The 11,422-nt window shown below is 61.5% G+C and carries 12 protein-coding genes and 1 riboswitch; of the genes, 5 read left to right on the forward strand and 7 right to left on the reverse strand.

The genetic code is table 11. From position 1 onward, the window contains the following. Positions 1–114: 114 nt before the first annotated feature. Positions 115–771, reverse strand: coding sequence for an OmpA family protein (locus tag E0D86_RS14435; RefSeq protein ID WP_131650737.1), 657 nt, complete (start codon positions 769–771; stop codon positions 115–117). A gap of 475 nt (positions 772–1,246) precedes the next feature. Here E0D86_RS14435 and E0D86_RS14440 point away from each other — a divergent pair, with 475 nt between their 5' ends. Beyond that, positions 1,247–3,343, forward strand: coding sequence for an ATP-binding protein (locus tag E0D86_RS14440; protein WP_256681228.1), 2,097 nt, complete (start codon positions 1,247–1,249; stop codon positions 3,341–3,343). Positions 3,344–3,345: 2 nt separating this feature from the next. Here E0D86_RS14440 and E0D86_RS14445 read toward each other — a convergent pair whose 3' ends face one another. Both E0D86_RS14445 and E0D86_RS14450 read right to left on the reverse strand, forming a co-directional pair. Further along, entirely contained in the window at positions 3,346–5,028 is a 1,683-nt protein-coding gene (locus E0D86_RS14445) for a fatty acid--CoA ligase (protein ID WP_131650738.1), read from the reverse strand. A gap of 176 nt (positions 5,029–5,204) precedes the next feature. Then, the gene (locus E0D86_RS14450) at positions 5,205–5,834 is read right to left on the reverse strand and encodes a LysE family translocator (protein WP_131650739.1); all 630 of its coding nucleotides are present in this window, start codon (positions 5,832–5,834) and stop codon (positions 5,205–5,207) included. A 55-nt stretch (positions 5,835–5,889) separates the two neighbouring features. Between E0D86_RS14450 and E0D86_RS14455 the strand changes: the two genes are divergently transcribed. From E0D86_RS14455 to E0D86_RS14470, 4 genes are all read left to right on the forward strand, one after another. Beyond that, entirely contained in the window at positions 5,890–6,852 is a 963-nt protein-coding gene (locus E0D86_RS14455) for a 2-hydroxyacid dehydrogenase (protein WP_131650740.1), read from the forward strand. Between the two features lie 62 nt (positions 6,853–6,914). Further along, entirely contained in the window at positions 6,915–7,913 is a 999-nt protein-coding gene (locus tag E0D86_RS14460) for a class I SAM-dependent methyltransferase (RefSeq protein ID WP_131650741.1), read from the forward strand. 44 nt (positions 7,914–7,957) lie between these two features. Then, positions 7,958–8,063: riboswitch (yybP-ykoY riboswitch) on the forward strand. A gap of 111 nt (positions 8,064–8,174) precedes the next feature. Beyond that, a complete protein-coding gene (locus E0D86_RS14465) occupies positions 8,175–8,762 on the forward strand; it encodes a TMEM165/GDT1 family protein (RefSeq protein WP_131650742.1) in 588 nt (195 codons plus the stop codon). Between the two features lie 83 nt (positions 8,763–8,845). Beyond that, positions 8,846–9,289 (forward strand): ester cyclase, encoded by a 444-nt coding sequence (locus E0D86_RS14470; protein ID WP_131650743.1) that lies wholly within the window; start codon positions 8,846–8,848, stop codon positions 9,287–9,289. A 21-nt stretch (positions 9,290–9,310) separates the two neighbouring features. On the opposite strand, the gene E0D86_RS14475 is transcribed toward E0D86_RS14470, so the two are convergent. The 4 genes from E0D86_RS14475 to E0D86_RS14490 form a co-directional block, all read right to left on the reverse strand. Then, positions 9,311–10,120 carry a M48 family metallopeptidase gene (locus E0D86_RS14475; protein WP_131650744.1) on the reverse strand — a complete coding sequence of 270 codons (810 nt, stop codon included), beginning with the start codon at positions 10,118–10,120 and terminating at the stop codon, positions 9,311–9,313. 154 nt (positions 10,121–10,274) lie between these two features. Continuing rightward, positions 10,275–10,895: an SOS response-associated peptidase gene (locus tag E0D86_RS14480; RefSeq protein ID WP_131650745.1), complete on the reverse strand. Its 621-nt coding sequence runs from the start codon at positions 10,893–10,895 to the stop codon at positions 10,275–10,277. A 77-nt stretch (positions 10,896–10,972) separates the two neighbouring features. Further along, positions 10,973–11,233: a DUF2007 domain-containing protein gene (locus tag E0D86_RS14485; RefSeq protein ID WP_131650746.1), complete on the reverse strand. Its 261-nt coding sequence runs from the start codon at positions 11,231–11,233 to the stop codon at positions 10,973–10,975. After that, a complete protein-coding gene (locus tag E0D86_RS14490) occupies positions 11,234–11,416 on the reverse strand; it encodes a CPXCG motif-containing cysteine-rich protein (RefSeq protein ID WP_131650747.1) in 183 nt (60 codons plus the stop codon). Positions 11,417–11,422: the final 6 nt, after the last annotated feature.

Raw genomic sequence — 11,422 nt, forward strand, 5'->3', positions numbered from 1 at the left:
CTTCAGAGTCGCGTATCGTCCAGAGGTTCAATGGCGGATAGAGAAAAGATATAAAAATGGCGTCACTTAAATGCCACAGGCGAGACCGTTGCAGTCCCGCCTGTTCGAAGCGACTTACAGCGGCCGCAAGTTGATCTCTACACGACGATTCTGGGCGCGACCGGACGCCGTATCGTTACTGGCGATCGGCTGGCTCGGGCCCGCGCCATAAGAGGAAATTCGTGACGCGGCGACACCATTGCCTTCGAGGTAGGCGGCCACGCTACGGGCACGACGGTTGGACAGGTCCTGATTGAGCTGTTGCGAACCGGTGCTGTCGGTGTGTCCGACGATATCGATGCCGTTCTTGTTGAACTCTTTGAACACCTGGACGAGAGAGTTCAGGGTTGGATAGAAGCTACTGGAGATATCAGCCGAGCTGCTGGGGAAGGTGATGTTGCCTGGCATGATCAACGTCAGGTTATCGCCTTCGCGCTGAACCTGAACGCCAGTGCCTTGCAGCGTCTGACGCAACTTGGCTTCCTGGGTATCGACGTAATAACCATAGCCACCGCCAGCAGCACCGCCGACCGTCGCGCCGATCAGAGCGCCCTTGGCACGGTCCTTCTTGCTGGACGTGGCGGCACCGATTACCGCGCCGCTGACCGCGCCGATACCGCCATAGATGCCTGCTTTGCCGGCCTCGCGCTCGCCGGTATAGGGATTAGTGGTACAGCCCGCCAGCAGGGCGATGGTGGCGGCGGCTACGGTCAGGTTGCTGAGCTTTTTCATGATTACTTCCTTCATCTCCGGGACGTCAGCCTGCCGGCAGTGAATCCGTCACAGGCTGAAAATGCGGCGCTAGGTTAACACCCGACTGAGCGCAGAACCGGAACGGACCGACGAACCCGCACCGGATCAATACCTGGCAAAAAGATTTTTGCGCATCGTCCTCAACATCGAAGGCGGTGGCGTTCAATTGCATTCGTCGAGACGCTACAGCCATCTAACTGTTCCATCCCTCGATGGTGGCATAATCGCCGCCCCGCAGATCGCGCGGCCAACTCAGCGAAACTGGACATCGCCTCTCACTGGCTTCGTCTTGCGTAATCAATGCCCGGCGTAGACTGTGCGATGCCGCAACGCTTCATGGCCGATCGGCTATGAATTCAGAGCTGCAAGGCCTGTCGGGCGAACCAACATGCGGCATTGCAGTTCTGACAGTCTCAGAAACCGAATTTTTTCGTAAACAGCCAATAGTTGTTTTGTGCGGCACGTACGGCGTGCCGCTCAGCCGGAGAGCCGAACCATCGACATTGCGGATTTGCAGCGCGTCTTCGATGCCTTGCCTGGAAACTTTCTCGTGGTCGCCAATGATGCCGACTACACGATGGTGGCCGCCAGCGAAGAGCGCCTGCGGGCGACCATGACGCGTCGTGAAGACGTCATTGGTCATCCTCTGTTCCATATCTACGACGGCGGAACGACTTCGGTATCGAGCTCGTCCGGCGTCAACCAGCTGCGTGCATCACTGGCTGAAGTGACACGCACCGGGCTCGCGCAACAGCTGAAAACGGTCGGCTATCCGCTGCGCGTCCCGCATGACGAACGCGACCATTACGAGAATCGTTACTGGGACGTCGTCAACGTTCCGGTGCTCGATGAACAGGGCCAGGTCGCCTACATCATTCACCAGGCCGAGGATGTCACCGAAAGTCTGCTCGAGCAGGAATCGGCGGCGCTGCGTCTGCGCGAGAGCGACGAGCGTCTGAATGCGGCATTGTTGGCGTCCGGCACCGGCACCTTCTATTGGGATTTACGTAATAACCGCCTGGACATGGACCTGCCCATGCAGCGGCTATTCGGCCTGGAGGGGCTGACTTCGGGTTGGCTCGACGATCTCCTCGACAGGGTTCATCCAGACGATCGGGCTGCCATTGCCCAGCAGTGCGAACGCTGCGCGCGCTACGGTGACGATCTGGAAATGCAATTCAGAGTCCTCCTGCCGGAGGGCACCGAGCGCTGGATATTCGATAAGGGGCAAACTTTCACCGATAGCAACGATAGACCCACGTACATGGTTGGTGCCTGTCTCGACATCACCCAGCACAAACGCACCGAGCGGGCGCTGCAGCGCCTCAACGAAACCCTCGAACAACGGGTCAACGCCGAAGTAGCCGCGCGGGCGAAAACCGAGGCGGCGCTGCGCCAGTCGCAGAAAATGGAAGCGGTAGGCCAACTGACCGGCGGCCTCGCCCACGATTTCAACAACCTGCTTGCGGGTGTAATCGGCTCGCTGGAGCTGCTGTCCGTACGCCTGCAGCAAGGCCGCACGGGGGACTTGGAGCGCTACATTCACAGTGCGCTGACCTCAGCCAATCGGGCAACGGCGCTAACCCATCGCCTGTTGGCCTTCTCCCGTCGACAGACGCTCGACCCCAGCCCTACCGATCTGAACGCCCTGATAGAAGGGATGATGGAGCTGCTGCAGCGCACCATAGGCCCGTTGGTAAGTTATTCGACGCAGCTGTCCGATGATCTTTGGTTGACACTCTGCGACACCAATCAGCTGGAAAACGCGCTGCTGAACCTGACCATCAACGCCCGCGACGCAATGCCCGATGGCGGTCAGCTGACATTGACCAGCGAAAACCTAGTGCTGGGCGAGCCGCTCACCGAAGAACTCGCTCTGCCGCCAGGTGAATATGTTGCGCTCGGCGTACGCGACACCGGTGTCGGCATCCCGCCGGAGAGACTCGGCTATGTCTTCGATCCGTTCTACACCACCAAACCGCTGGGTGAAGGCACCGGGCTTGGCTTGTCGATGGTCTACGGTTTCGCCAAGCAATCGGGCGGTGCCGTGCGTATCGAAAGCACCGTGGGCGAAGGAACCAGCGTCTGGATTTACCTGCCCCGCTATCACGGCCAGTCGGCCAGCCTGCACGCGCCGGCGACGCCTGAGCCGGCCTCCACATCGGTCGAGGGCCGAACCGTTCTGGTGGTGGATGACGAGCCCAACGTTCGCACCCTGGTAACGGAGGTCTTGCAGGAAATGGGGCTGAACACCCTGGAGGCTGCCGAAGGCCCAAGCGGCTTGCGTATCCTCGATAGTGATGCACACCTGGACCTGCTGATTTCCGATATCGGCCTTCCCGGCGGCATGAACGGGCGCCAGCTTGCCGATGCGGCAAGGGAAAAACGGCCGTCCTTGCGCGTACTGTTCATCACCGGATACGCCGAGAGCTCGGTACTGGACCGTAGCAACACCATGTCGGATTACGAAGTCCTGACTAAACCCTTCACCATCACCGACCTCGAAGAAAAGGTTCGCAGCATGTTGGAGCCTGGCCAGGATACGGGCTAGGTCTAAACCGACGAAATCGCGCTGTTGCCCTCTTCCAGCCAACGTGCGATGTCTACCCGTATACGCTTCTTGTCCAGCTTGCCGACGCTAGTCTTGGGAATTTCGTTGACGACCGCGATCTGCTGCGGGATCGCCCACTTGTTGATATGCCCCTGCTCCACCGCAGGCTCCAGAAAGCCCTGCAGCGTCCGCGCATCGAGCTGCTTGCCCTCGCCCAGCACCAGCAAGGCGAAAGGTCGCTCGCCCCAGCGCTCATCCGGCACGCCTACCACTGCCACGTCACGCACGGCATCGTGGCGGCTGATCAAGCCTTCCAGCGCCAGGGAAGAAAGCCACTCGCCGCCGGTCTTGATGACATCCTTGATGCGATCGCGAATATCGATGTTACCCATTTCGTCGATGGTCGCGACGTCGCCGGTATGCAGCCATCCGCCCGCCCACAACTCTTCGCTCTTTTCCGGATTTCCGGCATACCCCTGAGTCAGCCATGGCGCGCGCAACACCAGTTCGCCTTGGGACGCGCCATCGGCCGGCAGGAAGCCGCCGTCGGGTCCCTGAATCGCGGCATCGACTAGCACCACTGGTATTCCCGCCTTGAGTCGATAGCCGATTTGCTCGTCTTCGCTGGCCTGACGCAACTCATCGTTGATATGCGCACCCGAGATCAACGGACAGGTCTCCGACATGCCATAGGCGGCCACCAGCTGCATGCCGCAGGCACGCGCCGATTCGTAGAGACCGCGAGTCAGCGCGCTGCCGCCGATGGTGAGCTTCCAACCGCTGAAATCCACGCCCTGGGCTGCCTTGGCGTTGAGCAGCATCTGCACGATGGTCGGTACGCAGTGGGAGAAGGTCACCTTTTCCCGGCGCCACAGCTCGATCAGCAACTCCGGATCGTAACGCCCTGGATAGACCTGTTTGAGCCCCAACATGGTCGCAATGTACGGCAGCCCCCATGCATGGACGTGGAACATTGGCGTGATCGGCATGTAGACGTCGCCGGCCGCTAACAACTGCGGGTTCTCGCGACAACCGACCGTCACGGCCCCGGCCAGGGTATGCAGCACCAGCTGACGGTGGGTGAAATAGACGCCCTTGGGGTCACCGGTCGTGCCGGTGGTGTAGAAGGTGGTCGCCACCGAATCTTCATCGAAGTCCGGGAAGTCGTAATGCGGCTCCGCCTTCTCCAGCAGGCTTTCGTATTCACCGATGCAGTTGGGCAGGTCGCAGGTCTTTTCGTCGGCATCGGTGATCAGCAAGGTCTTATTGACCGTAGTGAGCTGTCCGGCGATCGCCTGATACAGCGGCGCAAACTCGCTGTTGACCAAAACGAAGTGATCCTCGGCGTGATTCATGGTGTAGAGGATCTGCTCGGGTGATAGCCGTACGTTGATGGTATGAACCACCGCACCGATCATCGGGATCGCGAACATGCATTCGAGGTAACGATGGCTGTCCCAGTCCATGACCGCCACGGTGTCCCCCGCCTTGACTCCGGCGGCGGTCAACACGTTGGCGAGCCGGGCGATGCGCTGATTGAGGGTGCGATAGTCGAACCGCAGTTGGTCGCGATAGACGATCTCGCGGGTGCGCTCGTAGCGCTGCCCCGACAGCAGCAGGCTCTTGATCAATAGCGGATATTGGTAGGCATTGGCGGCGGGTTTGATCACTCGGGTCTGCAACATAGGGGCTTCCTTTTTATTGATGTTATGCGAGGCACGCTAGGGTCTGAATCCGGCTATCGATTCTGCCGGCGCCTTTGCCGCCGGACTGCGCTGCACCTCTCCACTCCGACCATCGGCATCGCAGCCGTTCACCCTCCGAGCCGCCACTGTGCAACAGCAGATTGCACAGGTGCCGATCAAGCGATCTCGCTTGCCGCCAGACGCACGCCGAGGCCGATCAGCACGGCGCCAGTTACCCGGTCGAACCAGTGCCCCATACGGGAAAAACCGGCGCGGACGCGCTCACGGCTGAACAGCCAGGCCACCAGGCAGAACCACAGGCCGGTCGCGAACGCCAGATATACCCCATAGCCAGCCTGAACGGCGAGCGGGGTATGAGGGTCGATAACCACCGTGAATAGCGACAGAAAGAATAGCGTTGCCTTGGGATTCAGGCCGTTGGTGACGAATCCCACCATGAAAGCGCGTCGGCTCGAGTGCACGCCACCGGCGCCGGAAGGCGCCAGCTCGTCGACACCCATCGGCTTTGCGCGCAGCGCCTGGAAGCCGAGATAGAACAAATAACCGGCCGCCAGCCACTTGAACAGGTTGAACAGCACGATCGACTGCGAGACGATCAGGCCAATCCCGAGCAGCGAATAACCAACATGCAGCAAAATTCCGCTGCCGACACCGATGGCCGTCCAACTGCCGCTCCGCTGACCGCGGGTCACGCTTTCACGCACGACCACCGCAAAGTCCGGTCCGGGGCTGGCCACAGCGAGCAGGTGCACCAGCGCCACGGTGAGAAATTCCATCCAGTACATCTATCGACTCCGCTATTTCCGGGCATCTGCCTGCTGATTCATACGAGTAAAGTCCATGACCAATCGCCGCGCCGTATTCCTCGACTTTTCCCCGCTCGACCAGGGTGACCTGGACCTGACGCCATTGCAGTCAGCCTTCGATGAGCTGATCTGCCATGCACAGACCAGCGAAACGCAGCTCATCGAACGGCTGCAGGGCGCCGAAGTCGCCATCGTCAACAAGATTGCGCTGGACGACAGGGTGTTCGCCGCCTGCCCCGACCTGAAGCTGATTCTGGTCGCCGCGACCGGTGTCAACAACATCGATCTGCCGGCTGCCAGGCAGCGCGGCATCGTAGTCAGCAACTGTCAGGCCTATGGTACGGCCACCGTGGCTCAGCACACCCTGATGTTGTTACTCGCGCTGGCTACGCGACTGCCCGACTACCAGGCGGCCGTGGCCCGCGGTCGCTGGCAGGAGAGCGGGCAATTCTGCCTGCTTGATTTCCCCATCGTCGAGCTGGCGGGCAAGACCCTCGGCGTGCTCGGTCATGGTGAGCTGGGCAGCGCCGTGGCCAGACTGGCCGAAGCGTTAGGCATGCAGGTGCTGACCGGCAATTTGCCGGGGCGCCCGCCGCGTGCGGATCGCCTGGAGCTCGACGCACTGCTGCCTCAGGTAGACGCCTTGACGCTGCATTGCCCGCTCACCGAACAGACCCGCAACCTGATCGGCACCCGCGAACTGCAGCTGATGAAGCCATCGGCATTCGTCATCAATACCGCCCGCGGCGGCCTGATCGACGAGCAGGCGTTGGCGGACACGCTGCGCAGTGGGCATCTGGGCGGCGCCGCCACCGATGTACTCATCAGCGAGCCACCGAGCAATGACAACCCGCTGCTGGCGGCGGACGTGCCGCGTTTGATCGTGACGCCGCACAGCGCCTGGGGCAGCCGCGAAGCGCGGCAGCGCATCGTTGGGCAGATGGTCGAAAACGCCGAGGCGTTTTTCGCCGGCACACCGAAGCGCCAGGTCGGCTGACGCACCGCTTATGCAGCCGGCGACAAGGCTGCTAAGCTCGCCCGCTTTTGCCCGGAGGCAACATGGATCCCCGAAGCGAAGTGCTGCTGCGCCAGGCCGACCTGTTCAGCGGAAACCTGCTGCTCGCCGGCTTGCAGCCCGATGATCTGCTCGGCCAACTGCCCGAAGCCACTGGCTGGAGCTGGCACGCCGGGGATCACCAGCGGCTGCAGGCTCGTTTCGCCGGGCGTTGTACCTTCGGTGTTGAGCCCCCCACGACTGCTTTCGAGGCAGCGGTACTGTTTTTGCCCAAGTCCCGAGAGCTGACCGATTACCTGCTGAACGCACTGGCAGCCAGACTGCCGGGCGGCCTGCTCTATCTGGTCGGCGAAAAGCGCGCCGGTGTCGAACGGGCCGCCCGACAGCTGGCACCGTTCGGCGAGGCGCGCAAGCTCGACAGCGCCCGCCATTGCCAGCTTTGGCAGGTCCGGGTGGAAAACAGCCCGCCGGTGCCTGACTTGCAGGCTCTGGCGCAACACTTTCAGCTGGAACGGCCGGATGGCTCATTGCAGATCGTCAGCCTGCCTGGCGTATTCAGCCATGGCCGGCTCGATCGCGGCACCGAATTGCTGCTGGACCAACTCGGCGGCTTGCCGACCGGCCGACTACTGGATTTCGGTTGTGGCGCCGGCATCATCGGCGCGTCGCTGAAAAAGCGCTATCCGGATAGCGAAGTCGTGCTGCTGGACGTCGATGCATTCGCTGTCGAAAGCAGCCGCATGACGTTGGCAGCCAACGACCTGGAAGCCGAGGTTATCGCCGGCGATGGCATCGACGCCGCGCCGGACGGCTGCAGCGCCATCATCAGCAATCCGCCATTCCATCAGGGCGTGCATACCCACTACGAGGCCAGCGAAACCCTGCTGCAGCGCGCCGCCAGTCATATTCGGCCCGGCGGTGAGCTACGCCTGGTGGCTAACGCCTTCCTCAAATATCCACCCTTGATCGAGACCCATCTAGGGCCCTGCGAAACCCTCATCAACGCGGACGGCTTTCGCATCTACCGCGCCAAACGCGGCTGATTGCCAGCTCTGACTTGCACAACGCGGCATGCTTGGGCAAACTCCGGCCCGTCCTGGGGGAGTAGTCTCCGGCGAGCGTCCTGCTCGCCTGGCATGCGTCAACATACTTGGTCCACAGACCATGGCGCATGCGACCCGCACGGGCTGCTTCAGCAGTCGTGCCCGGTTTGACAAGACCCATGACACGTACACCTGACCCGGGGCGGGCAGGCGTTGCGTGTCATGGTGATTTCGTCGACCCGCCCCTGCAAGGAAGTCCGCTTGGAATCGTTCTACATCCCCACCCTGATCGTTGCGCTCGCCGAGATTGGCGACAAGACTCAGCTGCTCGCCCTGCTGCTGGCCGCTCGTTATCGGCGCCCGATGCCAATCATCTGGGGCATCGTCGTCGCCACTCTGGCCAACCATGCCGTCGCCGGAGCTGTGGGCAACTGGGTATCCTCGCTGGTCTCCCCCTCGATCCTGAGCTGGATTCTCGCCGCATCCTTTGCCGCCGTGGCGCTGTGGACGCTGGTACCGGACAAACTCGAAGAAGACGAAGCCTCGCGCGGACGCCGCTTCGGTCCTTTCGTCGCCACCCTGATCGCCTTCTTCCTAGCGGAGATGGGTGACAAGACCCAGGTGGCGACCGTCATGCTCGCCGCGCAGTATCCCGATTTCATTTTGGTGATCATCGGCACGACGCTGGGCATGCTGATCGCCAACGTACCGGTGGTACTGGCCGGTAACTTCGCCGCCGACCGCATGCCGCTCACGCTGATCCGCCGCATCGCCGCCATCGGCTTCGCAGCCCTGGCGTTGTATGCCGTTTACCAGGCCTTGAGCTTGAGCGGCATGCTTCCAGTCTGATACGCAGCGCAAATTGCCGCATCGCTGGTGCTGCTAGAGTGCGACCTCACCGCGTTCTAGCGGCATTGACGGGAGCAGGCGGCATGTCACCGGAGGAACGAAAACGGCGGGTTCGGCAGCACATCGACCTGAGCTGGAGCAAAGGCCGACTGGCGTTGGCCGAACAGCTACAAAGCCGTTATTTCACCTATAAGAGTTCGTTCATTGCACAGCCGGTCAACAACGCCGGCTTCGGTTTGATCGTGCGCGAAATTCGCCAGGCAATACCCGATCTGGAAGTCGTAGTGGACGAATGCCTCAGCGAAGGCAACCGCGTGGTTACCTCCAGTACGCTGTTCGGCACCCTGGAGAAAGCGGTGTTCGGACTGGCACCAAGCAACAAGATCCTGACCATCGCCGCCATGTCGATCTGGACGCTCAATCCGGCTGGCGACATCGAAGAAATCAACACGCTGTTCGATCTGGAAAGCGCCCGTAAGCAGCTGGGCATGGAAAGTCCGATTCCGGTTACGTTGCCGCTGACCTGATCGGTCAGCGGCACGACGAACTCAGCGGTTTTGCTCGTACAGCGGCATCACCTTCGGAATGGTTTGCTGCAGCGCCTGCGTGCGGCTGCTCGAGGACGGGTGCGTGCTGAGGAATTCTGGCGGTGCCGAGCCGCCGGCGGCGCCCATTTTCTGCCACAAGCTGACCGCCGCGTTCGGGTTGTAACCGGCGCGCGCCGCCAATTCCAAGCCGATCAGATCAGCCTCGTTTTCGTTGTTGCGGCTGTTGGGCAGCGTCATCAGATACTCGACGCCCATGTTGGCCAGCTGCAAGCTGCCGTCACCGACGCCAAAGGCCGACCCAATTTGCGTCGCCATTTGCACACCGTAAGCCTTGGACATCGCCTCGCGACCGTGCTCACGTAGCGCGTGGGCGATCTCATGGCCCATCACGGCAGCGATTTCGTCGTCTGTCAGTTTCAACTTCTCGATGAGCCCGGTATAGAAGATGATCTTGCCGCCCGGTCCGCAATTAGCGTTCAGCTCCGGGCTGTCGATGACGTTGACCTCCCAGTTCCACTGCGCCGCATCCGGGCGGAACGCCGGAACTTCGGCAATCAACCGCTGGGCAATGGTATTCACGCGCTTATTGATCGCGCTGTTTTTCTCGAGCACGCCCTTCTGGGACGCCTCGCTCAGGGTCTCCTGGTAGGACTGGGCATACATCTGATTGACCTGATCGGTCGACAACATGCTGAACATGTATTGCTTGCGTTCGACTCCGACTGCACCACCGCTGGTGGTATTGACCGCCTGGCAACCCGCAAGCGCGGAGGCTGCAAGAAAAAGTGTTAATGAATGCGGTTTGGGCATGTCGCGTCTCCGGTGATTTCTGCGCCGTATGCTAGAGCGAGCCCGCCTGCCGGGCAACCGAGCCATCGGCATAACGCTCACCGTCCCGCATTACCGTCTTGGCCAACATGGCCGGCATCACTGGCGCAGCGCGCTCAATGGTCACAGTGGACGCCTAGTTCACTGGCGTCAGGCACTCTGGAGCGTCCAGTTTGGGGTCGTTGATAAATGTCGCCAAGGGGCGCTCTCGCAGTGGCGGCTGGGGCGTCGCCAATAGCGCCTGAAGCGTCTCCATGGGGGTTTCGGGATCGAGCCAGACAGTCATCCCTGCCTGATCCAGCATCAGCGGCCGCCGTTGATTGGCCGCCGGCAGCGTCACCACCGCAGCGCTCAAATAAGTGTGACCCTGCACCGGATAGGCCTCCCAGATCGCGGCGAAATACATCAGGGAATCTTCGGCGGTCATCCAGAACGGCCGCTTGCGTGCCGTGCCGCGCCATTCGTAGAAGCCATTGGCCGGCAGCACGCCGCGACGAAGGCGAAAGGCGTCACGAAACATCGGCTGCTCGGCCAGTGTTTCCGCCCGCGCCTGGGCCGGTGTCCGTGTGAAGTCAGTGAGCCAGGCCGGGGTCAGCCCCCAGCGCACACTGTCGAGCTGAAGCTCGTGGTTCAGCTGCCGCAGCAACAGAACCGACGCGCCAGGCGCCAGGCTCCAATGCGGCTGCTGATCAGCGGGAAAACCGGGCAGCGCGGCGAAGGCCGGACTCCAGCGAAACAGGGCATAGCGGCCACACATGAAAATAGACTCGTAGCAAAAAGGGGCCGAGCGTACCGGACGACCGGCACGACAGTGGGACGGTCATTCGGCCTACCTCAACAGATGAGCTCGCCCGGATAGCTTTCCGGCTCGTCACCGGGCAGCGGCTCGGCGCCATTGTACTCAGCGATCAACTGCCGCGCGCGCTCGGCCTGTTCGCCATTCACCATCAGCCCAAGCAGACCAGCCGCCGGAAGCTCGCCGACCGCACCGACCAGATGCCGTCCGGTCAGAAACACCTCGATCCCTTCGGCGTTCAGCATGCCGCACAACATTTCGGCTTCCAGCAGATCGCGGGGCTCGTAAATACGCTGCATTTATTCATCCTCCCGCAGTACATCGAGCTGCCAGTCCGCACCATCGGTTCGCAGATCGAAGACGATTGGTCGACAGCAGACCGAGCAATCTTCGATATAGCGCTGATCGCCGCCGCTCAGATCAAGCAGCGCCTCCACCGTTTCGCCGCAATAGGGGCATTGATAATCCTGTGATTCGAGCATCAGCGT

Origin of the sequence: Pseudomonas sp. IC_126 (assembly GCF_004331835.1) — a bacterium.
GTDB lineage: Bacteria > Pseudomonadota > Gammaproteobacteria > Pseudomonadales > Pseudomonadaceae > Stutzerimonas.

Bases quoted from the DNA above. Each gene is read 5' to 3' on its own strand.
- E0D86_RS14435 (WP_131650737.1), bottom strand. From the start codon at position 771: ATGAAAAAGCTCAGCAACCTGACCGTAGCCGCCGCCACCATCGCCCTG.
- E0D86_RS14445 (WP_131650738.1), bottom strand. From the start codon at position 5,028: ATGTTGCAGACCCGAGTGATCAAACCCGCCGCCAATGCCTACCAATAT.
- E0D86_RS14450 (WP_131650739.1), bottom strand. From the start codon at position 5,834: ATGTACTGGATGGAATTTCTCACCGTGGCGCTGGTGCACCTGCTCGCT.
- E0D86_RS14455 (WP_131650740.1), top strand. From the start codon at position 5,890: ATGACCAATCGCCGCGCCGTATTCCTCGACTTTTCCCCGCTCGACCAG.
- E0D86_RS14460 (WP_131650741.1), top strand. From the start codon at position 6,915: ATGGATCCCCGAAGCGAAGTGCTGCTGCGCCAGGCCGACCTGTTCAGC.
- E0D86_RS14470 (WP_131650743.1), top strand. From the start codon at position 8,846: ATGTCACCGGAGGAACGAAAACGGCGGGTTCGGCAGCACATCGACCTG.
- E0D86_RS14475 (WP_131650744.1), bottom strand. From the start codon at position 10,120: ATGCCCAAACCGCATTCATTAACACTTTTTCTTGCAGCCTCCGCGCTT.
- E0D86_RS14480 (WP_131650745.1), bottom strand. From the start codon at position 10,895: ATGTGTGGCCGCTATGCCCTGTTTCGCTGGAGTCCGGCCTTCGCCGCG.
- E0D86_RS14485 (WP_131650746.1), bottom strand. From the start codon at position 11,233: ATGCAGCGTATTTACGAGCCCCGCGATCTGCTGGAAGCCGAAATGTTG.
- E0D86_RS14490 (WP_131650747.1), bottom strand. From the start codon at position 11,416: ATGCTCGAATCACAGGATTATCAATGCCCCTATTGCGGCGAAACGGTG.